The 25,282-nt window shown below is 66.5% G+C and carries 22 protein-coding genes; 8 read left to right on the top strand and 14 right to left on the bottom strand.

What is annotated here, in order from left to right; all coding sequences use genetic code 11:
* Positions 1–28: 28 nt before the first annotated feature.
* Complete coding sequence (locus tag ACZY0X_RS12285; RefSeq protein WP_463770763.1) at positions 29–1,231, bottom strand: alpha-hydroxy acid oxidase; 1,203 nt, start codon at positions 1,229–1,231, stop codon at positions 29–31.
* Positions 1,228–2,148, bottom strand: coding sequence for a cyclase family protein (locus tag ACZY0X_RS12280; protein WP_463770761.1), 921 nt, complete (start codon positions 2,146–2,148; stop codon positions 1,228–1,230). The genes ACZY0X_RS12285 and ACZY0X_RS12280 overlap by 4 nt, the downstream gene beginning before the upstream one ends.
* A gap of 85 nt (positions 2,149–2,233) precedes the next feature.
* Between ACZY0X_RS12280 and ACZY0X_RS12275 the strand changes: the two genes are divergently transcribed.
* Positions 2,234–3,448: a cytochrome P450 gene (locus ACZY0X_RS12275; RefSeq protein ID WP_463770760.1), complete on the top strand. Its 1,215-nt coding sequence runs from the start codon at positions 2,234–2,236 to the stop codon at positions 3,446–3,448.
* A gap of 7 nt (positions 3,449–3,455) precedes the next feature.
* Here ACZY0X_RS12275 and ACZY0X_RS12270 read toward each other — a convergent pair whose 3' ends face one another.
* Positions 3,456–3,932, bottom strand: a complete 477-nt coding sequence (locus tag ACZY0X_RS12270) for an SRPBCC family protein (protein WP_463770758.1) — start codon at positions 3,930–3,932, stop codon at positions 3,456–3,458.
* Positions 3,933–4,586: 654 nt separating this feature from the next.
* On the opposite strand from ACZY0X_RS12270, the gene ACZY0X_RS12265 reads away from it, so the two are divergent.
* Positions 4,587–5,231 (top strand): peptidoglycan endopeptidase, encoded by a 645-nt coding sequence (locus tag ACZY0X_RS12265; RefSeq protein WP_463770756.1) that lies wholly within the window; start codon positions 4,587–4,589, stop codon positions 5,229–5,231.
* On the opposite strand, the gene ACZY0X_RS12260 is transcribed toward ACZY0X_RS12265, so the two are convergent.
* Complete coding sequence (locus ACZY0X_RS12260; protein WP_463770754.1) at positions 5,228–5,413, bottom strand: hypothetical protein; 186 nt, start codon at positions 5,411–5,413, stop codon at positions 5,228–5,230. The two genes, ACZY0X_RS12265 and ACZY0X_RS12260, sit on opposite strands and share 4 nt — an antisense overlap.
* A gap of 154 nt (positions 5,414–5,567) precedes the next feature.
* Between ACZY0X_RS12260 and ACZY0X_RS12255 the strand changes: the two genes are divergently transcribed.
* Entirely contained in the window at positions 5,568–6,851 is a 1,284-nt protein-coding gene (locus ACZY0X_RS12255) for a spinster family MFS transporter (RefSeq protein WP_463770753.1), read from the top strand.
* Here the strand turns inward: ACZY0X_RS12255 and ACZY0X_RS12250 are convergent.
* Positions 6,848–7,228 (bottom strand): DUF4267 domain-containing protein, encoded by a 381-nt coding sequence (locus tag ACZY0X_RS12250; protein WP_241405069.1) that lies wholly within the window; start codon positions 7,226–7,228, stop codon positions 6,848–6,850. The genes ACZY0X_RS12255 and ACZY0X_RS12250 overlap by 4 nt on opposite strands.
* A 233-nt stretch (positions 7,229–7,461) precedes the next feature.
* Here ACZY0X_RS12250 and ACZY0X_RS12245 point away from each other — a divergent pair, with 233 nt between their 5' ends.
* The gene (locus ACZY0X_RS12245) at positions 7,462–10,305 is read left to right on the top strand and encodes an MMPL/RND family transporter (protein WP_463771555.1); all 2,844 of its coding nucleotides are present in this window, start codon (positions 7,462–7,464) and stop codon (positions 10,303–10,305) included.
* Position 10,306: 1 nt separating this feature from the next.
* On the opposite strand, the gene ACZY0X_RS12240 is transcribed toward ACZY0X_RS12245, so the two are convergent.
* Positions 10,307–12,673: a Tex family protein gene (locus ACZY0X_RS12240; RefSeq protein WP_463770751.1), complete on the bottom strand. Its 2,367-nt coding sequence runs from the start codon at positions 12,671–12,673 to the stop codon at positions 10,307–10,309.
* Complete coding sequence (locus tag ACZY0X_RS12235; protein WP_463770750.1) at positions 12,639–14,015, bottom strand: acyltransferase family protein; 1,377 nt, start codon at positions 14,013–14,015, stop codon at positions 12,639–12,641. The genes ACZY0X_RS12240 and ACZY0X_RS12235 overlap by 35 nt, the downstream gene beginning before the upstream one ends.
* Positions 14,016–14,114: 99 nt before the next feature.
* On the opposite strand from ACZY0X_RS12235, the gene ACZY0X_RS12230 reads away from it, so the two are divergent.
* The 3 genes from ACZY0X_RS12230 to ACZY0X_RS12220 all read left to right on the top strand — a co-directional run bounded on the left by ACZY0X_RS12230 (position 14,115) and on the right by ACZY0X_RS12220 (position 17,054).
* Positions 14,115–15,038, top strand: a complete 924-nt coding sequence (locus ACZY0X_RS12230) for a hypothetical protein (protein WP_463770748.1) — start codon at positions 14,115–14,117, stop codon at positions 15,036–15,038.
* Positions 15,039–15,085: 47 nt separating this feature from the next.
* On the top strand, positions 15,086–16,087 hold the full coding sequence (locus tag ACZY0X_RS12225) for an alpha/beta fold hydrolase (RefSeq protein WP_463770746.1): 1,002 nt from the start codon (positions 15,086–15,088) through the stop codon (positions 16,085–16,087).
* 127 nt (positions 16,088–16,214) lie between these two features.
* Positions 16,215–17,054 carry a class I SAM-dependent methyltransferase gene (locus ACZY0X_RS12220; RefSeq protein WP_463770744.1) on the top strand — a complete coding sequence of 280 codons (840 nt, stop codon included), beginning with the start codon at positions 16,215–16,217 and terminating at the stop codon, positions 17,052–17,054.
* 5 nt (positions 17,055–17,059) lie between these two features.
* Here the strand turns inward: ACZY0X_RS12220 and ACZY0X_RS12215 are convergent, their stop codons facing one another.
* Positions 17,060–18,196 (bottom strand): NADH:flavin oxidoreductase, encoded by a 1,137-nt coding sequence (locus ACZY0X_RS12215; RefSeq protein WP_463771554.1) that lies wholly within the window; start codon positions 18,194–18,196, stop codon positions 17,060–17,062.
* 128 nt (positions 18,197–18,324) lie between these two features.
* Between ACZY0X_RS12215 and ACZY0X_RS12210 the strand changes: the two genes are divergently transcribed.
* Positions 18,325–19,308: an NAD-dependent epimerase/dehydratase family protein gene (locus ACZY0X_RS12210; protein WP_463770743.1), complete on the top strand. Its 984-nt coding sequence runs from the start codon at positions 18,325–18,327 to the stop codon at positions 19,306–19,308.
* Here the strand turns inward: ACZY0X_RS12210 and ACZY0X_RS12205 are convergent.
* The 6 genes from ACZY0X_RS12205 to ACZY0X_RS12180 form a co-directional block, all read right to left on the bottom strand.
* A complete protein-coding gene (locus ACZY0X_RS12205; RefSeq protein WP_463770741.1) occupies positions 19,274–19,858 on the bottom strand; it encodes a TetR/AcrR family transcriptional regulator in 585 nt (194 codons plus the stop codon). The two genes, ACZY0X_RS12210 and ACZY0X_RS12205, sit on opposite strands and share 35 nt — an antisense overlap.
* A gap of 70 nt (positions 19,859–19,928) precedes the next feature.
* The gene (locus ACZY0X_RS12200) at positions 19,929–20,735 is read right to left on the bottom strand and encodes a type III PLP-dependent enzyme domain-containing protein (protein ID WP_463770740.1); all 807 of its coding nucleotides are present in this window, start codon (positions 20,733–20,735) and stop codon (positions 19,929–19,931) included.
* A 149-nt stretch (positions 20,736–20,884) separates the two neighbouring features.
* Positions 20,885–21,940, bottom strand: a complete 1,056-nt coding sequence (locus tag ACZY0X_RS12195) for a CorA family divalent cation transporter (protein ID WP_463770738.1) — start codon at positions 21,938–21,940, stop codon at positions 20,885–20,887.
* A complete protein-coding gene (locus ACZY0X_RS12190; protein ID WP_463770737.1) occupies positions 21,940–23,877 on the bottom strand; it encodes a potassium transporter Kup in 1,938 nt (645 codons plus the stop codon). The genes ACZY0X_RS12195 and ACZY0X_RS12190 overlap by 1 nt, the downstream gene beginning before the upstream one ends.
* Positions 23,878–24,171: 294 nt before the next feature.
* Positions 24,172–24,603 (bottom strand): arsenate-mycothiol transferase ArsC, encoded by a 432-nt coding sequence (locus ACZY0X_RS12185; protein ID WP_463770736.1) that lies wholly within the window; start codon positions 24,601–24,603, stop codon positions 24,172–24,174.
* The gene (locus ACZY0X_RS12180) at positions 24,603–25,277 is read right to left on the bottom strand and encodes an arsenate reductase ArsC (protein ID WP_241405060.1); all 675 of its coding nucleotides are present in this window, start codon (positions 25,275–25,277) and stop codon (positions 24,603–24,605) included. The genes ACZY0X_RS12185 and ACZY0X_RS12180 overlap by 1 nt, the downstream gene beginning before the upstream one ends.
* Positions 25,278–25,282 lie beyond the last annotated feature (5 nt).

Here is a 25,282-nt window from a genome sequence, read left to right as displayed (position 1 = left end):
TTACGCGTCAATCTGTAAAGGCTCGATATCATCTTGGGACTACCGTGAGACGTCGGAGGTGATCCCTGCCGAGTTCGGCGACTCCCCCAACACCCATGAGTAGCAGCGTCTTCCGAGCCTCCTCGGCAAGAATGGCAAGCACCTCCTCGACGCCCGTTCGACCTCTCACCGCCAAGCCGTACAGGTATGGCCGACCGATCATCACCGCATCGGCGCCCAGCGCGAGCGCAGTCACCACATCGGTCCCGCATCGAATCCCGCCGTCGAGCAGCACGGCCGCCCGGTCCCCCACCGCGTTGGCGACGTCGGGCAGGGCGTCCAGCGACGCCGCCACGCCGTTGCACTGCCTGCCACCGTGGTTCGACACGATGACCCCGGTCGCGCCGACGTCGTCGATCGCGATGACGGCGTCGGCCGGGTCGAGGATTCCCTTGATCATGACGGGCCCGTCCCAGCGGTCACGCAGGGCCGCGACATCTCGCCAGCTCAGATCGGGTCGCATCCGCCGCTGCTGAAGGCTCACGGACTCGAGGGCGCCTGCCGCACCGGGGGTCGCCGTCAGGCTGCGCATCGTCATGCGCCGGTGCCGCAGCAGTCCGTACCACCAGCGCGGCCGGATGGCCGCGTCGAGCACGCGGCGCGGTGTCAGAATCGGCGGGTGCCCCATCCCGGTGCGGCGCTCCCCGGTGCGGTTGCCCTGAACCGGAACGTCGACAGTGATCACCAGGGTTCGGTACCCGGCGCCTGCGGCACGGTCGAGCATCGAACTCGCGAACGACGGCCGGTCCCCGAAACCCTCGCCCCACGGGTACAGCTGAAACCAGTGATCGTGCTCGGTGCCGCTCGCCACCTCCTCGATCGAGTACGACGACGCGGTGCTCAGGACCAGGCGTGTCCCGAGCGTCTCAGCGGCCCGCGCCGCCGCCAGTTCACCGGTCCAGTGCGCAAGCCCGCTCAGCCCGGTGGGTGACAGCAGGATCGGCATCGCCAACTGCTCACCACCAATGCGCACACCGATATCGGCGTCGTGGTGCCCGGCCAGCACGCGCTGCCGCAGGCTCCATGCGTCGAACGCCGTCCGGTTCGCACGCAGGGTGCGTTCGTCCTCGGCTCCACCGTCCAGGTAGGCCCATACCATCTGGGGCAGCGCGCGTTTCGCCGCGCGGCGGTAGTCCTCGACGGCGACGAGCGGCGGCCTGGTGCGCAGCCGATACTGGAAGGCCGGGCTCATTTGATGGCGATGGGGCTGACCGGTGAGCCGACGGCGTTGGTGATGTGCAGCGGCGGCGCGACGAACAAAAAGGTCCAGACGCCATCTGCGACGCAGTCGAGCGCCAGCGCCTCGAGGTCGAGGATCTCCGCCAGCGGCATGCCCATATCGCGGATCAGCACGCAGTGCAGCGGGACCATCGCACCCGGGATGGGGCTCGGCATCACCTCGATGGCCCAGTTGTCGGATCCGACCGCGGCCACCCGTCGGTGGTGCAGCCACTCCGCGCAGTCCAGGTCAAGGCCCGGTTCGGTCTTCATCCACCGGCCGCCACCCTCGGCCAGCAGATTGGCGCGCCATCCGGTGCGGATCAGCAGGAAGTCGCCCTCCCCTACGGTGACGCCCTGCGCACGTTCGGCGGCCTCGAGGTCGCTGGGGGTGATCGGGGTTCCGCCGTCGAGCCACGGCTTTCCGTGCAGGCGGGCGATGTCGAGCAGGACGCCGCGGCCGACGAGCTTGTCGGTCATGGTGTCGATGCCCAGCCGTCGTGCGCCGAACCGCGTGCCGACCTCGTCGGTGGAGTAGCCGTTGTACATCTTGTCGTCGTAGGCGACGTGCGCCAGCGCATCCCACTGGGTGCCCGACTGCAGCGGCATGATGATCCAGTCGTCGGCGATCTGGACGCCGTGCGGGTTCTCCCAGTCATGGGGTTGCATCGACATCAGGTGCACCGGGTTGATCCGCCCGCCGACACCGCTCTGCGGGCCGTCGGCGCCGACCGGGATGCTCAGGTGAAATGTCCTGCCGGATCGCACTTCTGAGGCGGCTGACCGAATTTGTTGCGGACCAACGAAGTTCAATGTCCCGATCTGGTCATCCGGACCCCAACGTCCCCAGTTCGACAGCTTCTTGCCAAGATGCTTGAAGTCACCCGTCACGCGTTACAGAATTGCACAATAGTGTCAACCGGGGTGTGACTTTCCCAACGACCATGCCCAACGATCCCGATGTGGAGGATGCCCTGTGCGCGAGGCACCCGTGTTGACCTTCGACACCGCCGATCCCGCCTTCGTCCGCGAGCCGTGGGACACCTACGAGGAGATCCGACGGTTGGGCGGGGTCGTCTACAACGAGCGCATCGGCCGCTGGATGGTCAGCGACTTCGAGCCCGTGCGGCAGATCCTCGTCACACCGCAGCGGTTCGGCTCCGAGCGCGGCCAGGCGGAGCAGGCCGCCGTGTTCGGCGGTCCGACGATGGAGTTCTACGACGGACCCCACCACGACGACATGCGCGCCATCTGGTCCGACGACTTCCGGCCCAGGCGGCTCGGGATGTTGCGGCCGATGATCACCTCGGTCATCCGGGCGCGGCTGGCGCCGGTCGTCGAGAGACTGGCCGATGGCGAGACCGTCGAGATCGTCTCCGAGTTGACGCGCGGCATCCCCACCGAGGTCATCGCCACCATGCTCGGCATCGAGTCGTCGATGGTCGCTCAGTTCTCCGCGTGGAGCGACGCGATGGGTGCATCCGCGGAGGGGTACGCCAATCCCGGCAGGCGTGGCGAGGAGCTGATCGCGGCCGGGCGGCGGGCCACCGCGGAACTGAATGACTATCTGCGTGAACAGATCACGCTGCGGCAGTGCCCGGCGCATCACGGAGCGGACCTCATCACGACGATGGTGCGGGATGACTACGCTCGCGATCACATGACCGAACAGGAGATCGTCGCGAGTAACACGCAGCTCGTCTTCGCGGGTAACGAGACAACCGCGAAACTCCTTGCGCAGGTCATGGTTACGCTCGCGGCCCATCCCGATCAGCGGCGGGCCGTGCACGCCGACAGTGACCTGATCCCCGCAGCTGTGGAGGAGGTGCACCGCTTCGAGACCGTGACGCACTCGGTGTTCCGCGACGCCGTCGGAGACGAGTCGTCGATCGCGGGAGTGGCGGTCCCCGCCGACCGGCGTGTGACGCTTCTGCTCGGCGCGGCGAACCGCGATCCCGCCCGTTGGGACCGTCCGGACGCCTTCGATGTTGGACGAAAGAAGAAGTCCCACATGGGGTTCGCGTTCGGGCTGCACAGCTGCCTCGGCATGAACCTGGCCCGCCTGGAGGCCCAGATCTTCCTCGAGGAACTCATCGATGTGCTGCCGGACTGGGACGTCGACACGCCAGTCGACTACGGCAGCAACTACGCGGTCCGCGGGCCAAGCACGGTGCGCGTGTCGCGACCCTGACCCCAGGTTACGGTCTCGACGCGAAGGTTCGGCGGATACCCGCGAGCATCTCGGCATGCGCGGCCACCGCCTGCCGGACCGTCATCGCGGCCAGCGGGCGCGGTGCCTCTATCCGCAACCGCTCGGTGATCCGAGTTCCGCCCTCGACCTCCTCGAATGAGACGACCCCGTCGAGGCGCACCCCGGGGAACTGGCGGGCCTGCGTGAGCACATCACCGCTGTTGGGTACGTCAAGACGTGCGGTGTAGGTAATCGGCATCGTGACCGGTCCAAGCGGTATTCGATCACGCACCCGGTAGGTCTGGACGTAGCCGTCGGCACGTTCCTGGCGGTCGACGGATCGCACCTCCACCACCAGCGGATGGACTTCACGAATGTTGTTCAGATCAACGTAAAAGTCCTTGACGAGTTCGGGTTTCGCCGAAACTGTGTCGCTCACCGTGCGGTCGGCGCACCCCGTCCACCATCGCCCATTGCGTGCCATGCGTTCGAATCTATCCGGCGTACAGGGTGAAGAGTCACGAAACCGCTGCGGTGGTGCACACCTCGAACGGCTTGGGTTGTCCACGTTGCAGATTCGATGCCGAATTGTTGCCACAGGCGTATCGCGCCTCGACAGAGGTTGCAGATCAACCAATCATACGCCGTGACCGATGTGGCATATGTGAAAGCGGGCCATGGCGGCCACCTTTGACTCACCCGCTCTCGCGACCACGCGACGAGAGGTCTCCCAACAAGGATTTTCGGCCGCTTCACGGTTTCCAACCGCCTCACAGCGGCGTCAGAGCCAAGCAACAGCGAATCGAGTCATCTGTATCGATTCACCGACATCTCCTCGCAACCCCGAAATGCAAATTGAGCAACAACTCTCACGAGAACCGGAGCGAGATGGCAAGGCGGGGCGCAACGTGATCGCGGCCACCCGCGAAATCACTTCTGAGCTGGTACGTTAGTCTCACAGTCAGGTTTTGACGAGTAGGCGCTAAAAGTCGTCGGAGTGCGGGTACTCTTCAACCACACGGCGTCGAGATGGCAACGCGCTCAAGGTGATTTGTTACTCAACCCGAGAAATCACCCGAAAGTGATGGGTGCCACATATTTTGGTCGATGGCAAATTCCATTGCTAGTGTCCCGCCGCATGATTGGTTTCGCGACCGCAACACTGCTGACACTCGTCAACCAGGTCTCGGGCACGCCGTACATCACGGGTGGTGACACCCCCGCGGGTACGGACTGCTCAGGACTCGCCTCATGGGTGGCCAACGCAGCCACCGGCCGTCCCGTCTACGGAGACAGGTTCCACACCGGAAACCAGGAGTCCGCGCTATTGGCCCGTGGCTTCCGGTACGGAAGTGAGCCCGGCGCGCTCAACATCGGCTGGAACTCAGGCCACACCGCCGTGACGCTGCCCGACGGCACGCCTGTCTCCAGTGGCGAGAGCGGCGGAGTCAGGGTCGGTGGAGGTGGCGCCTTCCAGCGGCAGTTCACCCGTCACATGTACCTGCCGATCAACGACGACGTCGCCGACGCCGCGCCCGCACCTATCGACCCGTTCGCACCGCCGCCGCCGCCGCTCGACCCATTCGCGCCACCTCCGCCGCCGCCGGCTCCCGAATTCGTCACCGCCGAGTTCGTGCCGCCAGCACCCGAGGCCGCTCCCCCGGCGCCGGAATTCGTGCTGCCCCCCGCCCCACCCGAGGCCATTCCCGCACCGGCGCCCGAGCTGCTTCCGGCGGGCGATGTCCTGCCGCCCGTCAACGACGTCCCGGTTCAGTCCATCTAGGGTCTGCGACGCGCCGCACCCCACACCAGGCCTAGGCCTATCAGTGCGATGACCGGCCCCAGGATCGACCATGTCGTGGTGTTGCTCATTGGGCTGCCCCCGACCAGGCCGAATCCCTGAAGGGCGAACAAGAGGCCACACAGGGCGACAAACACGCCCACTCCCACGATGGCGATGCGCATACCTTCGACAGTAGTGCCGAAGTCGCGTCCAAAGGTCGGTGTTTCGCCGGAAACCGCCTGATCGCGATCGGTTCCGTGCCCGATCGGCGGGTGCCGTGACATTTCGGCGGCAATCTGTAAAGCTACGTCGGCAAAACCCCTGCGAGGAGGGACTATGTCGACGACGGAGGCCACGCTCAGTGCCGACAGCACGCAGCGGCACGAACCGCCGCGCGTCTGGGTGGCCGTGGCGGTGCTCGCATTCGTGGGCACGCTCAACTACGTCGACCGATTCCTTCCGGCAGTCCTGGCCGAGCCGATCAAGGCCGATCTTGCGTTGTCGGACACCGCGATCGGCGTCATCAACGGCTTCGGGTTCCTGATCGTCTATGCAGTCGTCGGAATCGTCCTCGCACGCTTCGCCGACCGCGGCGCGTTCGGCCTGGTGATCAGCGGGTGCCTCACGCTGTGGGGCGCGATGACGATGCTGGGCGGAATGGTGACGTCGGGTTTCCAACTCGCCCTCACCCGCGTCGGCGTGGCCGTCGGTGAAGCCGGAAGCACCCCGGCCGCACACGCCTACGTGGCGCACAACTTCATCCCGGAGCGTCGTGCGGGCCCGCTCGCCGTGATCACGCTGGCGATCCCGCTCGCCAGCGCGGCCAGCCTGATCGGCGGGGGCCTACTCGCCGAATCCCTGGGCTGGCGAATGACATTCGTGATCATGGGCGCGCTCAGCGTGCTCTTCGTACCGGTGGTCCTGATGGCCCTCGGCCGCAGGCAGACGATGGCCTCCGTGGTTGTCGCGCCACAGGACAGCGTCGTGTGGTGGGACCTCCTGCGCAAGCCGAGTTACCTGGCCATCGTGACGTGCGCGGCGTTCATCTCGGTGGCGGGCTACTCGTTGACCACGTTCGCGCCGGCCTTCCTCATGCGCAGCCACGGCATGTCGCTGGGCGAGGTCGGCCTGCAGTACGGGCTGGCCAGCGGGATCACCGGCATCGTGGGCCTGCTCTTCATCGGTCGACTGGCCGACATCCTTGCGGCACGGGATCCGCGCTGGCTGCTGTGGGTCGTGGCTGCGATGACGGCGGTCCTGATTCCGTTCTCGGCACTGGCGTTCGTGGTGGAGAGCCGCGTGCTCAGCGTGTGGTTCATATCGCTGAGCTATGTCATCGGGACCGCGTACATGGCGCCATCCGTCGCCGCGATTCAGCGTCTGGTCCGCCCCGATCAGCGCGCGACGGCCTCGGCAGTCTTCCTCTTCTTCAGCTCCACAGTCGGATCCGCGGGGCCGTTTCTGACCGGTGTCTTCAGCGATGCGCTCAGCGCTGATCTCGGTACGGCCTCGCTCGGCCGGGCATTGCTGCTGGTGCCAGTGGCGCAGGTGATGGCCGTCGCCATGCTGCTGATCGCCTCGCGTCGGTTCCGAAGCGAGATGGTCGAGGAAGACGCCTAGTCGGATGCCCGGGGCCGGCGCATGGCGCCCCACAGCCCCACGCCGATGCCGACGACGGCACCGCCCAGCCCGATGATCTGCTGGCCTCGCTTCAGGTCGTGGTGGACGCTCAGCCCGCCTAGTAGGTCGGCCGCGTCCGCGCCGCCGGATGCCAGGAACCAGCCGCGAGTGTCACGACCACCCATCGCGGCGGCCAGCAGTAGGCCGCCGATGAGCGCGTCGCGGTAGCCCATCGACCTCAACAGCAGGCGCGCGGACGGCCCCGGGTCCTCCGGCTCCCCCCACAGTCGGTTCGCGCGCAGCGGATCGATGAGGAAGGAGACGCCGGAGGCGAGACGAATGCTGCCCGCGACGAGTGCGGCACGATCGGTCGGCATGGCAGGAGCGTAGGGCTCGACTCCGCTCACCGGGGGCGAGTTCGGGCCACCAATCTCGTTGATCACGTCAACCTGTGAGCGGCCTCAGCGTCAGCGGCGCCAAATCTGGTAAAACTAAGACCGACTAAGACTAAGGCTGACCTAACGCCGTTGTGAGGAGATTCGTCGAGGTGCCCAACTCGCACGTGGAGAGCGGGCGCAGCGACGAACAGCAGCACCGCGGTGGTCTGGCCATGTGGATCCGCCGACTGGCGATTCCCATCATCTTGTTCTGGATCCTGCTCGTCGGCGCCCTGAACGCCACGGTGCCGCAGCTCGAGGTCGTCGGCCAGATGCGGTCGGTGTCGATGAGCCCCGCCGAGGCGCCCTCGGTGATCGCGATGAAGCGCGTCGGCACGGTTTTCGAGGAGTTCAAGTCCGACAGCTCGGCGATGATCGTGCTCGAGGGCGAGGACCGCCTCGGAGGCGACGCGCACCGCTTCTACAACGACATGGTCGACAAGCTCGAGGCCGACTCCAAGCATGTCGAGCACGTCCAGGACTTCTGGGGCGACCCGCTGACCGAGGCCGGCGCCCAGAGCGACGACGGCAAGTCCGCCTACGTCCAGGTGTACCTCGCGGGCAACCAGGGCGAGACGTTGGCCAACGAGTCGGTGAAGGCCGTCCAGGATCTTGTCAAGACGCTGCCTCCCCCGCCCGGTGTGAAGGTCTTCGTGACCGGCGGCTCGGCGCTGGCGGCTGACCAGCAGATCGCCGGTGACCGAAGCGTCCGCATCATCGAGTTCGCGACGTTCGGCGTCATCATCTCGATGCTGCTGCTGGTCTACCGGTCCATCAAGACGGTGCTGCTCGTTCTGGTGATGGTCGTCTTCGGCTTGACCGCGTCCCGCGGTGTGGTGGCCTTCCTCGGCTATCACGACCTGATCGGCCTGTCCACGTTCGCCACTCAGCTTCTGGTGACGCTCGCGATAGCGGCGTGTACCGACTATGCGATATTCCTGGTCGGCCGATATCAGGAGGCCCGCACGCTGGGCGAGGACCGGGAATCGGCCTTCTACACGATGTTCCGTGGCACCGCCCACGTGGTGCTGGGATCCGGTATGACGATCGCCGGCGCGACGTTCTGTCTCTCGTTCACCCGGCTGCCCTACTTCCAGTCGTTGGGCATCCCGCTCGCGGTCGGCATGTCCATCGCGGTCGTTGTGGCGCTCACCCTGGGGCCCGCGCTGATCACGGTGGCGAGCCGGTTCGGGTGGTTGGAGCCCAAGCGCGCCATGCGCATTCGGGGGTGGCGCAAGATCGGCGCCGTCATCGTGCGGTGGCCCGGGCCCGTGCTGTTGGGCACCGTCGCACTGTCGCTCGTCGGTCTGCTGACCTTGCCCGGTTACCAGCCCAACTACAACGACCGAAACTATCTGCCGGCAGATCTTCCTGCCAACCAGGGATTCGCCGCGGCCGAACGACACTTCGACCCCGCCAGGATGAACCCCGAGCTGCTGCTCATCGAGAGCGACCGCGATCTCCGAAATTCAGCGGACTTCCTGGTGATCGACAAGATCGCCAAGGCCGTCTACCGGGTCCAGGGCATCGGCAGCGTGCAGGCGATCACCCGCCCGAACGGCAAGCCGATCGAGTTCAGCACAATTCCGGCGCAACTCAGCATGGGTGGTGTCGGCCAGGAGCTGAACCGCAAGTACAACGAGGACCGCATGGCCGACATGCTGGTTCAGGCCGACGCGATGCAGACCAACATCGACACCATGAACAAGATGATGTCGTTGATGGGGCAGATGTCTGCCACGACGCACGAGATGGTCGCCAAGACCAAGCAGATGGTCGTCGACGTCACCGAACTGCGGGACTACATCTCGAATTTCGACGACTTCTTCCGTCCGGTCCGCAACTACTTCTACTGGGAACCGCACTGCTACGACATCCCGGTCTGCTGGTCGATGCGCTCGATCTTCAACATGCTCGACGGCGTCAACACCATGACCGACACCATGGCCGAACTGGTCCCCATCCTCGAGCGGCTCGACATGCTGATGCCGCAGCTGCTGGAGCTGATGCCTGAGCAGATCGCGACCATGGAGAAGATGAAGGACATGATGCTGACCATGAAGGCGTCCCAGGGCGGCCTTCAGGATCAGCAGAAGGCAGCCAGCGAGAATCAATCGGCCATGGGCGACGCCTTCAACGACTCATGGAATGACGACACCTTCTACCTGCCCCCGGAGATCTTCGACAACGAGGACTTCAAACGGGGTATGGAGAGCTTCATCTCGCCCGACGGTCGCGCGGTCCGGTTCATCGTCAGCCACGAGGGCGATCCGCTCTCCGCCGTGGGTATCGACCGCATCGACGCGATCAAGAAGGCTGCCAAGGAGGCGATCAAGGGCACACCGCTCGAGGGATCGCGAATCTACCTCGGCGGCACCGCATCGGCCTTCAAGGACATGCAGGAGGGCAACAGCTACGACATGCTGATCGCCGGCGTCGCCGCGCTCGCCCTGATCTTCATCATCATGCTGTTGATCACCCGCAGCCTCGTCGCCGCCGCCGTCATCGTCGGCACCGTCGTGCTCTCCCTCGGTGCATCGTTCGGCGTGTCAGTTCTGGTGTGGCAGCACATCCTTGGCGTTCCGTTGCACTTCATGGTGATGGCGATGGCGGTCATCATCCTGCTTGCCGTCGGCGCGGACTACAACCTCCTGCTAGTGGCACGTCTCAAGGAGGAGATACACGCGGGGGTGAACACCGGCATCATCCGCGCCATGGGCGGTACCGGATCGGTGGTGACCGCCGCGGGTCTGGTGTTCGCGTTCACCATGATGGCGATGGCCGTCAGTGAGATGACGGTGGTCGCTCAGGTCGGCACGACGATCGGCCTTGGCCTGCTGTTCGACACCCTGGTGATCCGGGCGTTCATGACACCGGCCATCGCCGCACTGCTCGGGCGGTGGTTCTGGTGGCCGCAGGTAGTTCGGAAGCGTCCGGTCCCGGCGCGCTGGCCTCAGCCGCGACCGGTCCGGGCGGAAGCGGGAACGCCGTCAGACGGCGGTCCCGCCACCCCCTGACTCAGCGACCGAAGCCGGCGTCCCGTAGCGCCTGCGCCATCGATCCGGCCGCGGCTGGTGCGGCGTCACGACGACCGGAGTTCTTGTCCCGACCGGAGTTTCGGCGATCTGGCGCGCCTCGCTTACTGTCGTCGCGGCGAGGCTTACCCGCACCGTCGGCCGGCTTGGCCTGGCCGCGCGCGGGCGTGTCGTTCAGGCGCAGGGTCAGCCCGATGCGTTGACGGTCAACGTCGACCTCGAGGACCTTCACCCGCACCACCTGCCCGGACCGCACCACCTCGTGGGGGTCGGAGACGTAGCGGTCGGCCATCGCTGAGACGTGCACGAGACCGTCCTGATGCACACCGACGTCGACGAACGCACCGAACGCCGCGACGTTGGTGACCACACCCTCCAGGACCATGCCCTCCTTGAGGTCGGAGACCTTCTCGACCCCGGCGGCGAAGGTGGCGGTCGAGAACGCGGGCCGCGGATCGCGTCCCGGCTTCTCCAGTTCGGCGAGGATGTCGGTCACCGTGGGGATGCCGAACCGGTCGTCGGCGAAGTCGGCGGGCCGCAGTGACCGCAGCGACCGCTCATCGCCGATCAGTTCGGCCAGCGTCACGCCCGAGCGGTCCAGGATGCGACGGACCACCGGGTATGCCTCGGGGTGCACGCCCGACGCATCGAGCGGGTCGTCGCCGGCGTTGATCCGCAGGAAGCCGGCGCACTGCTCGAATGCCTTGGGGCCCAGCCGCGGAACCTTCAGCAGTGCCTTGCGGTTGGGGAACGGTCCGGTCGACTCGCGGTGCGCGACGATGGACTCGGCAAGGGATTCCGTGACCCCCGAGACGCGTGCGAGCAGCGGGACGGATGCCGTGTTGAGGTCGACGCCGACGGCGTTCACCGCGTCCTCGACCACGGCGTCCAGGCTGCGCGCCAGCGTGCCCGCCGTGACGTCGTGCTGATACTGGCCCACCCCAATCGACTTGGGTTCGATCTTCACCAGCTCGGCGAGCGGGTCCTGTAGCCGTCGCGCGATCGACACCGCGCCACGCAGTGTCACGTCGAGAGTCGGCAGCTCGTGGGCCGCATACGCCGACGCCGAGTACACCGATGCGCCCGCCTCACTCACCATCGCCTTCACGGGGGCGTCGGCACCGGAGGCGCGGATATCGGCGATGAGTTCGGCGGCCAGCGCGTCGGTTTCGCGAGATGCCGTGCCATTGCCGACGGCGATCAGCTGAACCCCGTGCCGGGCGACGAGCGCCCCGAGCGTCGCCTTGGCCGCGTCCCACTGCTTCTGCGGTTGGTGCGGGAAGATCGCGCAGGTGTCGACCACCTTGCCGGTGCCGTCGACGACGGCCACCTTGACGCCGGTGCGGAAACCGGGGTCAAGGCCCAGCGTCGTGCGGGTCCCCGCGGGTGCTGCCAAAAGCAGGTCCTTGAGGTTCTTGGCGAACACCGCCACCGCGTCCTCCTCGGCGCGTTGCCGCAGCCGGATACGGGCGTCGACAGAGGCGGAGATCATCAGTTTGACGCGCCACGCCAACCGGACGGTGGTGGCCAGCCACGCTGCCGCCGGGGCCGTCGAGGACAGATCGATGCCGAGGGTCTGGGCGACCATCGCCTGGTACACCTCGTCCTCGCCACCGCCGAGGTTCAGGGCCAGGATCTGCTCCTTCTCACCGCGCATGACGGCGAGCACCCGGTGCGACGGCATGGTCTCGAGCTTCTCGGAGAAGTCGAAGTAGTCGCGGAACTTCTGTGCGGCAGGAGTTTTGGCGACCTCTTCCGACAGGGGTGAGGTGCGCACCGCACCGTCGGCCCAGAATTTGGCGCGCACGGCGCCGACGAGCTCGGCATCCTCGGCGGCCCTCTCGATGATGATGTGCCGCGCCCCGTCGAGGGCTGCCGCAGCGTCGGCGACCTCCTCGCCGAGGAACTCCGCGGCCACGTCGTCGGGGACCAGGGTCGGATCGGCCAGCAGGCGATCGGCGAGAGGTTCCAGGCCGGCCTCGCGGGCGATCTGCGCCTTGGTGCGACGCTTCGGCTTGTAGGGCAGGTAGATGTCCTCGACCCGCGACTTGGTGTCGGCGGTCAGCAGGGCGGCCCGCAGCTCTGGGGTCAGCTTGCCCTGCTCCTCGATGGAGGCCAGCACGGCGTCGCGACGCTGGTCGAGCTCGCGCAGGTAGCCGAGGCGCTCCTCGAGGGTGCGGAGCTGGCCGTCGTCGAGGCTGCCGGTGACCTCCTTGCGGTACCGCGCGATGAACGGCACGGTCGCACCCTCGTCGAGCAGCCGCACGGCGGCGCTCACCTGCGTCAGTGCTACATCGAGTTCCGCAGCGAGACGGTCATTTACGGGTTGGACGGTTGGGCTCGAAGTCACGCGAGGACCCTACCGAACGTGTCTGACGGCTCGGCGCGGGCGCGCCTGGCGTGTTGGTGCCGGCGCACACTCTAGCGGCCGCGGCGGTGGCGAGGAAGCAGCCCAGCGCGGTCCAGCCCGCCACGTCGTCCAGGCCGTCCTTGGCCATCAGCACCAGCGTCACTCCGGCGACGCAGATCAACGCCCCGGCCCCGGTCGAGCGGGCGCCGGTGGCCCCTACCGGTCCGTCCCACCACGGCAGCCGACGATGCTCGAGCGGTGCGAGCAGCCAGAACGTCACCGCCATGACGATCGCGAACACCACCGCCCGCAGCGCGAGCAGACCCCAGAAGCCCGGGGCGTGCACGTCGTAGGCGTCGAGTCCGAACGCGTGCAGCGTGAACATGGCCACGGCGATCGCGGGGATGTGCCAGAGGTAGATGGTCATCGCTCCCCCGTTGCCCACCGAGACGACCCGCCAGACTCGCGGCCGCGCCGCCCACCGGCCGATGGCACCCGCGGCGGCCACGAACAGGCACGACATCCACGTGCAGTGCAGCGCGAGCAGCAGCGTCGGCGGGGACACGTTGGACATCCGCTCCGCCCCGGTCACCACGAGGGCGACCTCGTAGGGCCCGGTCAGGGCCAACACGACCTGGGCGGTGAGCGCGCCTGCGGCGACGACGAGCGCCGCGCGGGGACTGATCAGTCGGCGCGCATAGGCGACGCCGATCGTCATCGGGATGAGCCAGACGATCACGAAGTTCGCCACCCCGGACTCCGGCGTACCGACGGCCATGCGAACACCGTCGACGGCCGCGGCGGCCACGAGCAGGAGCACGATGACGACGGCCAGGCCGCGCCACGTCTGCAGGCGGGTGAGGGCCGGCACGAAGGCGAGTACCACCAGGTACACGCCGAGGAACCACAGCAGCGCCACCGATTCGCGTCCGATGCCTGCCGCCGACTCCGCGCCCAGGATCATGCGGGCGACCAACAGGCCCACCGTCCACGCCGCGAGGTACCAGAACACGGGGCGGCACAGGCGCTGGGCGCGGGTGACCAACCAGGTGCCCCACGGCGTACCCGTCCGCCAGCTGTATGCGCCCGCCGCGCCGCCCGCGAGGAAGAACAGGGGCATGACCTGGGCGACCCAGGTGAGCGGCGCCATCGCGGGGACCTCCCCGAGCAGGTTGCCGATCTGCAGGCCGTCGGCGTTGATAGTGGCGAGTAGCAGGAAACAGTGGCCGAACATCACCACGACCAGCGCGCCGATGCGGGCCACGTCGACGGCGCGGTCCCGTGCGGTGACGGTGTCGCCCACGGCGTCCGCTGCGTCGAGCGTGGGCTTGTTGGACGGCATGTTCTCAGCATGCCGCGTTGCAGGTGATCGCGGATGAGTAGGACTACTCGTCGTCCTTCTTGTCGTCGTCCCTTAGTCGGATGCTCTACATTCCAACCAATGCGCTTAGCAATGATTCTTCTGGCCGTGCTGGTGGGCGTGGTGGCCTCACCGGCCGCCCCCGCAGGCGCCGAGCCGTTGACAACTGGTCCCACATCGGCGCCCGACCTCAGCGGCTACACCGAGGTGAACCCTGACGCATTCGTCGCGGGTGGCGAGGCCTATTTCCAGACCCCCGACGGACTGCTCTGCGCCATCCAGCCCAACCGTGGAGCCGCCGGATGTGACGGCCGGCTACCAGCGACACTGCTCGGCGTCAACGAGATCGTCCTGGCCGAGGACGTCAACACACGCGGTCTGCGGGCCACGTCCAATCCGCGTTTCGTGAAGCCATCCGGTGGCGCGGCCCCGGTCCTGCAAGAGGGCCAGAAGATCGTGTTCGGTGACTTCGAGTGCGCGGCAGCCCCCGGAGCGGTCACCGCGTGCACCAAGGGAGCGCCGGTCACGCAGTGGATGGTCGTGTCCCCCTCGAGCACCGGCATCGGCCCGGCGACCGAGGGCCTGCCCGCCGGATTCCCCGATCCGAACGACTTCGTCGTCGGCGATGACTCCTATGTCGTCGGCACCGGCGCCAAGAACTTGTTCCCCGTGTTCACCGTTGAGGGTGGACTGACCTGCTCGATCATCATCTTCAGCGGTGGTGAGATCGGGTGTGACGGCCCGCTGCCGCACGTCACCGGCGGTCAGAACCAGGTCTTCACACAGCTGCCCGGCGTTAGCGGCATCCGCCGCGCCGACGACAAGAAGTTCAGCACCCCCGCATATCCGGGCAATATCCGGCAGCTGCCCGTGGGGTACCGCATCAACGCAACCGGCTCCACCTGCATGGCCATCAAGGGAGGTGTCGCGTGCTACGGCACGCTGGCCGGTGCCACACAAGGCTTCCAGGTCTCACCCACGGGCACCACAACGTTCCCCGAGTAGACGTTCCCCGAGTAGGGGTGGCACCGCTTCGCGCGAGGAGGGCACCGATGGATCCCCGTCTCGGACGCGTCGCGGTGGGGCTGGTCGCCGCGCTCGCCGTCGCGGGCAGTCTCACCGCCGGTCCCGCCCCGCGCGCCGTGGCGTCGCCGGTGACGGGTGACTTCTCGGGTCTCGTCGACATCGGCGGTCGATCGCTCTACCTGGAATGCCGGGGTCAGGGCAGTCCGACGGTGATCCTGGAGGCCGGTGCGAATGGCCGCGCCGATGTCTGGAGCCGCGACAATCTGCGCCCAGCCGGGCAACGGTTGATGGTCCAACCGGGCGTGGCCCAGTTCACCCGGGTGTGCGCGTACGACCGTCCGGGGACACTCGGCGAGGTCAATCCCGCACTCGACCCGGATGGGCCGGAGTTCTACCCCAGCCGCAGCGACCCGGTGCCTCAGCCGCGGACGACGCGAGAGTTGATGACGGACCTGCACGCGTTGCTGACCGCCGCACAGATCCCGGGCCCCTATGTCCTGGCCGCGCACTCGGCGGGCGGTTTGGTCGCCCGGCTCTATGCCAGCACCTACCCGGACGACGTGGCCGGGATGGTCCTCATCGACACGACCAACGAGAACATCTGGCACCACTTCCAGGACGTGTTGACCCCGGCGCAGTACCAGGACTTCGAGGCGTCCACCCTGGACAACAGCGAGCTGCTGGCGGCCTATCCGGAGGCCGAGCGGTTGTGGACCGCGCCGCTGGCCGACACACCGAGTGTCGTGCAGGTACGGCAGGCACGTCAGGATGCGCCGATCCGTCCTATGCCGGTAGTCGTTCTGGCACATGGCATCCCGTTCGCCGCACCCGTTCCTGGCTGGCCGACCGACAAGATGGAGGCCATCCTGCTCGACTCGCAGCGCGATATCGCCTCACTCGTCCCCGACGCTCGTCTGGTGATCGCCACCGAGAGCGGGCACAACATCCACCAGGATCAGCCGCAGCTGGTCATCGACGCCATCGAGCAGGTGGTCACGGCCGTGCGCGACCCGGGCACGTGGCGTTGATATCCCCGCCAGCCCCGCCAACCCCGCCGGCCCCGCCGAGAGTGAACATCTTGGTGAGTTTCGCGCGATTTCTCGCAATCGTCTTCACGTTGAGCGTGGAGGCCGCACGCACCCAGGTAGCGTCGTGATGGTGGATCACGCAGACGGCGACAAGGCCCACGCAGGCACCTTGACCGGGGTCTCCGAGACGGCGTTGCTGACGCTCAACGGCAGGGCACATCAAGCCCGCCACCCAGACGCCATCATCGATGATCCGATGGCCATCCAGCTCGTCGAGGCGATCGACTTCGACTTCGACAAGTTCGGCCGCAAGGGCCAGGAGATGGCATTGCGGTCAGTGGCATTCGACCGAGCCGCCGTCCAGTATCTGACCGAGCACCCCGCTGCCACTGTCGTCGCCCTCGCCGAAGGGCTTCAGACCAGTTTCTGGCGCCTCAACAGCAGGCTGCCAGATGCCAAATTCCGTTGGCTCACCGTGGACTTCCAGCCGATCATTGAACTGCGCCAACGCCTGCTTCCGCCCTCGCCGCGGATCACCAACCTCGCGCAGTCAGCACTTGACTACACCTGGATGGACAAGGTGGACACCAGCGATGGTGTCTTCATCACCGCGGAGGGTCTGCTGATGTACCTGCAGCCCGACGAGGCGATGGGCCTGATCACCGAGTGCGCCAGGCGATTTCCGGGTGGCCAGATGATCTTCGACCTGCCGCCGGTCCTGGTGAAGACGCTCGCACCGAGAGGACTGCGATCCTCCCGGCGGTACCGCGTTCCGCCGATGCCGTTCAGCCTGTCGGCATCCCAGCTGGCGGATCTGGTCAATACCGTGCCGGGGGTTCGCGCCGTGCACGATCTGCCGATTCCCCGAGGCCGAGGCCTCATCTTCGGCAAGTTCTATCCCGCCTTCTGGCAGCTGAAGCTGGCAAAGCAGCACCGCGGCGCGTTCACCCTGCTTGAGTTTGGCTGACGCCGCTAGCGCAGCACGCAATGCGTGCCACCGAAGATCGTCGCCATGCACTTCGTGCAGTGCACGCACAACCCCTCACGGGTGGTCTCGGCGCGAAACTTGTTGACCAGATCGGGATCACGCAGCAGGGCACGGGCCATGGCCACGAACTCGAAGCCCTCGGTCATCGCGGTCTCGACGGTGTCCATCGTGTTGATCCCACCCAGCAGGATCAACGGCATGGACAGCGCCTCGCGGAACTGGCGGGCTTGCGGCAGGAAGAACGCCTCTTCGAACGGGTAGTTGCGGAACATCCGTGAGCCGATGACGCGCAGACCCAGACCCACGACGGCGGGCTGGGACGCGATGAACTCGGCCATCGGGACGTCACCGCGGAAGTAGTACATGGGGTTGAACAGCGAGCTGCCACCGGTGAGTTCGAGTGCGTCGACGTGCCCGTCGGACTCCAGCAGCCGCGCCGTGGGCAGGCTGTCGGTGAGCCAGAAGCCGCCGCGGACGCCGTCGTCCATGTTGAACTTGGCGGTGACGGCGACGCTGTCACCCGCCTCGTGACGCACCCGGTCGAGCACCCGACGCGCCAACTCGGCACGCCGCACCATGTCCCCGCCGTAGCGGTCGGTGCGCTTGTTGAGATTCGGGCTGAAGAACGAGCTCACCAGGTAGCCGTGGCCCAGATGCACCTCGATGGCGTCGAATCCCGCGTCGACCGCATTGCGTGCGGCAGCACCGAAGTCGCTTATAACCTGGTCGAGCTGCCCGACGGTCGCGCCGCGCACCAGACCCATCGCCGGAGCACTGAGCCGGGTCGACGGCGCCAACGTGCGCGTGCGGTTGGAGCGGGTGTTGGCGACCAGACCCGCGTGGCCGATCTGAGCGCAGACCAGCGCGTCCTCGGCGTGCACGGCGTCGGTCAACCGGCGCAGCGCCGCGGCGCGGCGACTGTCGAGCACCATGGTGTCGCGGTGCACCCGGCCGCCATCGGAGATCGCGCAGTAGGCGACGGTCGTCATCGCCGCGCCACCGCGCGCCACCTCGACGTGAAAGTCGATCAGGTCGTCGGTGACCTCACCACGAGGCATCCGGCCCTCGAAGGTCGCGGCCTTGATGAATCGGTTCTTCAACGTCAACGGACCGAGCCTCATCTGCGTGAATGCCGCAGATGAGGCGGTGGGGCCGACGTCGACGGACGCGGAGATTAGTTTCGCTGCCATTGGCATCGTAAGGTAGCACGCACGAATGACCTGGCCAAGGCACTCGGCGAAGGAGGACCATGCTGATCGCTGTCACCGGCGGAACCGGCTACGTGGGTGCGCACAGCGTGCGTGCCCTGCTCACTGCGGGACATCGGGTTCGACTGCTCGTGGGACCGGACGCGGAGGGCGCCCCTGTCCTGCGTCATCTCGGCGAATCCGACGGCGTGGACGTGCTGTCCGGCGACGTCAGGAATGCCGCGACTATCGAAACCCTGCTGGATGATTGCGATGCGGTGCTGCACGCCGCGGGCGTGGTGGGTACCGACAACCGCCGCAACGCGCTGATGTGGGAGATCAACGCCCACGCCACGGAGGCCGTGCTCACGCGCGCCGTCGAGAGGGGTCTCGACCCGGTGGTGTCGGTGAGCAGCTACAGCGCCCTGTTCCCATCACCGACCGGCGTCATCGGTCCCGACACCCCGACCGCCGAGGGGCGCAGCGCGTACGCCCAGACCAAGGGCTACGCCGACCGCGTCGCGCGGCGACTGCAAGCACAGGGTGCGCCCGTGGTCGTCACCTATCCGTCGAGCGTTGTCGGCGAGGCATTTCACACCGCACCCGGTGTCACCGAGCGAGGGTGGGCGCCGATCGTGCGGTTCGGCGTGGCACCCCGGTTGCGCGGCGGCATGCAGATGATCGACGTACGCGACGTCGCCGCGGTGCACGCGACGGTGATGGTCCCCGGCCGCGGCCCGCGCCGCTACGTCTGCGGCGGGGAGATGGTGCCGTTCAACGACATGATCTCAGCGCTGGAACGCGGATCGGGTCGACCGATACGGCGAATACCGCTGAGCCCCGGCGCCTTTCGCGGCCTGAGCCGGGTGGGCGACGTTTTGGGCGCGATCGTGCCGATGGGCGACGGCCTGAGCTATGAGGCGGCGCTGTTGCTCACTGCCGCAACGCCAACCGACGACACCGCGACCTTGGCCGACCTCGGCATGACATGGCGCTCCCCCGTCGATGCGATCATCGCGTCGTTCCCTCGGGTACCACCGCACTAGTTAGGACCTCGATGACCCGGCCGTGCAGCCCATCGGTGTCGTCCTCCAAAGCAACCGTGGAAAGCAGCAGCGCCGCGCCCACCCCCATCGCGAGCAGGGTACGGGCATCGCGCTCGGCATCGGCCGGGTCGCCGGGACTGGACGCGGTGAAAAGCGCCACCGCGGGCCCGCTGAAGTCCGTCCACAACCGGTGGCGCAGATCCGGGTTCTCGGCCATCGCGAGCAGCAGTCCGGGAACCGCTGCCCTCACCTCGGGGCGGGCGAAGAGCTGACGGCTGCCGCGCGCCACCCAGTCCACCCAGCCGGCGCGGTCGGTGCCCTCGAACGGTGCGAGATCCGGGGTCGCACCGAGGATCGCGTGCAGGACGATTTCGGCCTTCGACGACCACCGGCGGTCCAGACTCGATCGACTGACCCCCGAGCGGGCCGCGATCAGCCGCATGCTGAGGTTTTCCCAGCCCGCCTCCACCAACAGCTCACGGGTGACCGCGAGGGCGCGTTCGTTGATCGATGCGTCCCTCGGGCGCCCTACCGACCTGTCGTCCTCCACATCGCCATTGAACCGCATGACCAGTCGGGAGTGGCGGTCACGATGTGCCCTTGGCGGGTCGAAACCATCGTCAGGCCGCGGAGCGTCCGGTGATGGCCGGTTGGCTCGCCGACAGCGCCACCCCGGGCCGCGGATACCGCAGGGTGGCGCAGGCGTCGTCGAGCGACTCAACGATGCTGGCTGCATGCCTGGGCAGTTCGGACGCCCAGTCGCCGTACGGTACGGATCGACCGCCAAGGCTCACGCTGGTCAGAACCTGGTCATGGGTGTCGCGGATACACGCCATCTCCGCGATCATGTCACCGATGGCCGCCGGATAGCTGACGGAATCGCCGACCTGCGCACCGATGTCTCCATGTAGGCCGACCAAGGACAGCTTCGGGCTCGCCATCGCTGTCGCGATCGCTTCCTCTGCCTCAACGGAGTCGTATCTGAATCCGAAATCTCCGGCGGCACAGCGGACATTGCCGTCGACCATCTGCAGTAGCACCGCCTGTCGCTGGTGCGGCCCGATCCCGGCGCGGAGCACGTCGAGTCGCTCGGTCGAGCTGACCACCATGCGACTCACCGCGAGATTGCTCGCGCAGAACACCGCCTCGTGTGCGGCCAACCCATCGGCGTGCACCGTCATGCGAGCCGGATGAACGCCGACCGCGATCGCCACGCCCAGGTCCTCACCGGAGCGCACTTCGACCGCCACCTTCTCAGCCCGCACCCACCGAGCCAGCAGGTGATTGCGCAATGCCGTTGCCGGGAAGGCGATCTCGGCCGTCGGAAACCATCGGCGATAGAGCGTGCATCGCCGTAGCTCCTCCTTCTCGATCACCAGCCCGTCTCGTCGCGAGAGCTTGGAAAAGAAGACGTCCGAAAGAGTCACCAAAACCTTCCTCGTCCACCCGGGCCCACTGCCCTGCGGCCTCACTGCTCGACGATTGCCGACTCGACGCCCTCTCGCCAAGTCCCTTTGCGCAGTCTTGATGGTCGTGAATCAAACCTTGACGCGGCATTGAGGGCGGGCGCCCGGCCTCACAACCAGTCGTTGCGGCGGAAGGTGAGGTAGAGAAAGGTACACACGCTGACCATGACGGCGAGGACAGCTGGGTAGCCCCACACCTGTTTCAGCTCCGGCATGTGGTCGAAGTTCATCCCGTATATTGCGGCAATCATCGTGGGGACCGCCGCGATTGCCACCCACGCCGAGATCTTGCGCAAGTCGGTGTTCTGTTGCATTCCCACCTGCGCCGCGGCGGCCTGCACGAGGGAACTCAGTACGTCGTCGTAGCTGGCGATCCGGTCCGATGCCGTGCTCTGGTGGTCGATAACGTTGCGGAGATGTCGGCGAATCTCTTTGGCCGACACCATATCCTGATGATCGGACAGGATCCGCGTCAAGGCCACCGACAGCGGGTTGACCGCACGTCGGAGTTCGATCAGCTCGCGCTTCATCATGTAGACGTGGGCGATCTCGGTCCTGCCCCTTGGGTCAAACAGATCCTCCTCGAGGGCGTCGATATCGGTTCCAAACAACGTCGTGACCTCGAGGTAGTGATCGACCACCTGATCGGCGATCGCGTGCATGACGACCTGTGGCCCCATTCGTAGCTCCTCAGGGCAAGCCTCCAGATCGGTGCGCAATCCGGACAGCCCGCTGAAGTCGCCATGGCGGACGGTCACCACGAAATCCGGTCCGGTGAAGATCATGATCTCTCCGGTCTCCACGATCTCTCGCGCCAGTGCCACCGATTCGTGGGGCACGTAGTTGACGGTCTTGAGCACCAGGAACAGGGTGTCGTCGTAGCGTTCCACCTTGGGGCGTTGATGGGCGTGCACGACGTCCTCGACGGCGAGCGGGTGCAGGCCGAACACGTCGGCGACGTCCTGCATGTCACGTTCGTCGGGATCGTGCAGACCTACCCACACGAAGCCCTGACGTCCCTCAGCGAGGCCGCGCACCACGGTCAGAGACTCGGCATATCCGTATGTGCCAGGCAGCCGTTGGCCGTCGACGTAAACACCACAGTCGACCAACGCGGCACTGACCGATCGGGGCTGCTGAGCGACGCCCTCACGATGAGTTGTCATCACACCGCGATGCGTGATCCGACGATGACGGTGCGCTCCGGCGGGAGGCCGAAGAACTCGGCGGCGTCGGCCGCCAGATGCGAGGTGGCGATGAACAGCCGTTTGCGCCATGGCCGCATAGTCGGGTCAACGCCCATCTTCAGCTCGATCTTCGACAGGAAGTACGACGCCCCCTCCACGTCGATGGCCCCTTCGGTCTGCGCTGGATCCACCATCCGCAGCGCAGTGGGGACGTCGACGGTCTCCATGTAGCCGTAGCGCACGGTGACGTGGAAGATGCCGTCGCCGGCGAATCCCAAATCGTCGACCAACACCCGCTCTCCGTCAGGCACCCGGGGTACCGGCTCGGTCACGATCGTCACGATGATGACGTGTTCGTGCAGCACCTGGTGGTGTTCTACCGAGGCGCGCATCGCCAACGGTGCCGACTGTTCGCCGCGGTTGAGAAACACTGCGGTGCCCGGTGTCCGAGGTAGTGGCGGTCTACGGTGACCGAGTTCGTCGACGAACTGCCGCAGCGGCCCCTCGGCGCGCTCCCGGGCGGCGGTGACGACCTCGCGACCGCGACGCCAGGTGGTCATCACCACGAACGTGAGGACACCGATGAGCAGCGGCAGCCACGCGCCGTGCACCAGCTTCGTCAAGTTCGCCGCCAGGAACATGACGTCGATACCTACGAGCACGCCGCCGCCGAGGACGATCAGCCACAGCGGCGTGCCCCAGCGCGTCCGCGCGAGATAGAGGAACAGGATGGTGGTGATGGTGATCGTCCCGATGACCGCCATGCCGAACGCGTAGGCCAGGGCCACCGAGGTCTGAAAGGCGAACACCAGGGCCAACACCGACACCATTAGCACCCCGTTGATCAACGGCACATAGATCTGCCCGATCGTCGATGCGGAGGTGTGGGTGATCCGAAGTCGGGGCAGGTATCCCAGTTGGGCGGCCTGCGACGCCACCGAGAACGCGCCGGTGATGACCGCCTGCGACGCGATCACGGTGGCTGCTGTCGCCAACAGGACCATCGGTAGCCGTGCCCAATCGGGACTGAGCAGGAAGAACGGCGCACTCACCGCAGTGGGGTCCTCCAGTAGCAACGCTCCTTGACCGAAGTAGCTCAAGGTGCACGCAGGCAGTACCAGGCCCAGCCAGCCGCGGGTGATGGCGCGCCGACCGAAGTGGCCCATGTCCGCATACAGCGCCTCGGCCCCGGTCACCGCGAGCACGATCGCCGCCAACGCAAAGAACGCGATGTCGAAGTGTCCCAGCAGAAATGACCACGCATACGTCGGTGAGAGCGCGCGAAGAATACTGGGGCCAGCGACGATACCCGCCAATCCGCACGCGCCGATCGCGACGAACCAGGCAATCATCACCGGGCCGAAGAACCGTCCCACCATCGTGGTGCCGTGCCGCTGCACGGCGAACAGCACCACGATGATCGCCGCGGTGATCGGGACCACCCAGTGCTCGAAGCCTGGTTCGAGCACCTTCAAGCCCTCTACGGCGGACAACACCGAGATAGCCGGGGTGATCATGCTGTCGCCGAAGAACAGTGCCGCACCGAATATTCCGAGCGCGGACAATGCCGTCGCAGCGCGCCGGCCACCTGCGGATCCCCACTGACGGACCAGCGTGATCAGCGCCATGATGCCGCCCTCGCCGTGATTGTCGGCCCGCATCACCAACGCGACGTAGGTCAGCGTGACGATGATCATCACCGACCAGAAGATCAGCGACACCACTCCGTACACGTTGTCCTCCGAGAGCGACACCGGATGTGGATCGCCGGGATTGAACACCGTCTGCATGGTGTAGATCGGGCTGGCCCCGATGTCGCCGAACACCACGCCCAGCGCACCGACGACAACCGCCAACCGGATCGTCTGTCCACGGACGCGGCGGCTTGCCTCATCCCGCTCAAGAATGGCGGGCACCTATGACCCGGACCCCTCGGAAGGCATGTTCGGTGCGCGCACTTCGTCATCGACTGAAGTGACCGCCAGCGCACGGTCACGGCGCTCATCGCGCCGATTCAGGAAGCGACACCACAACAGCACCGCGGCCGGGACCGCCATCATCGACAATACCTGCAAGAGGTCAGCGATAGACCCTTGATCTGCACTCACAACCAAAGTCGACACGACAAGGTAGTCATCGACAACGATCCAAACGCAATCTTTACGGCCATCACCCGGATCGGAACGGGATGCACCGAACTCATGCGGCCATCACGCGTTGGGCGCCGCCCCCAATTGGCCGATCAGACGGCGGACGCGGTTCTCGATGTCGTCGCGGACGAGTCGCATGCGCTCGAGGCCGTCGATCCCGCGTTCGGAAGGCTCGTCGGTGTCCCAGGTTTCGAACCGGGTTCCCTCGACCGGCTCGACGTGGGCCTCCCGGCCGAGGATCACCACGATGTCGACGTCGCGCAACAGCGCGGGATCGATGGGCTTCGGCGTCTGATCGGTGATGTCGATCCCGCCTTCGGCCAGCGCCGCGGCCGACAGTGCGTTGATCTCACCGCCCGGTTTGGTACCCGCAGAGTGCACTTCGACGGTGTCGCCGGCGATCTTTCGCATCAGCCCGGCGGCCATCTGAGACTTGCCGGCGTTCTTGACGCACACGAACAACACGCTCGCCACGTGATTGGATGCAGACATCAGCCGACTGGATTGATACCGAGTTCGTCGAGAAGTCGGCGGACCCGCTCCTCGACGTCGTCGCGGATGGGACGGACGGCATCGACACCTCTGCCAGCAGGGTCGATCAACTCCCAGTTCTCGTAGCGCTTTCCAGGGAAGAACGGGCAAGCGTCCCCGCACCCCATCGTGACGACGACATCAGCGGCTTGAACGATCTCGTCGGTCCAAGGCTTGGGGAACTCGCGTGTGATATCGATGCCGACCTCGGCCATCGCCTGGACCGCCGCCGGATTGATCTCGGTGCCCGGTTCGGACCCACCCGACCAAGCCACGCCCTGATCCCCCGCGAGATGGTTGAAGAAGCCGAGCGCCATCTGGGAGCGGCCTGCGTTGTGCGTGCACAGGAACAGCACGGTGGGCTTGGTGTCGGAGATCTTGCCCTCGACGCGGGCCAGGGCTGTGAGGCGTTGACGAGCCCACCTTTCAGCCAGCAGCGGCAAGAAGTTTGGGATTGTGGCTCGCCCGGCGAACTGATCGTAGGAGGTGTGGAGGAACCGCTCGACCGTCTCGACGCCGAAGTGCTCACCAAAGTCGGCGTGCAGACGACTGGCCGCCGTCTTCAATGCATGCCTCTGGTCGATTGACAGGTCCCGATGCGTGTGAGTCGTCAGAGGGGCCGGGCTGTCGCTCATGGTGC

This window comes from Mycobacterium sp. IDUB_39, assembly GCF_055419205.1.
The sequence above is the reverse complement of the archived record's forward strand: the minus strand, read 5'-3'. Positions and strand labels throughout refer to the sequence as shown.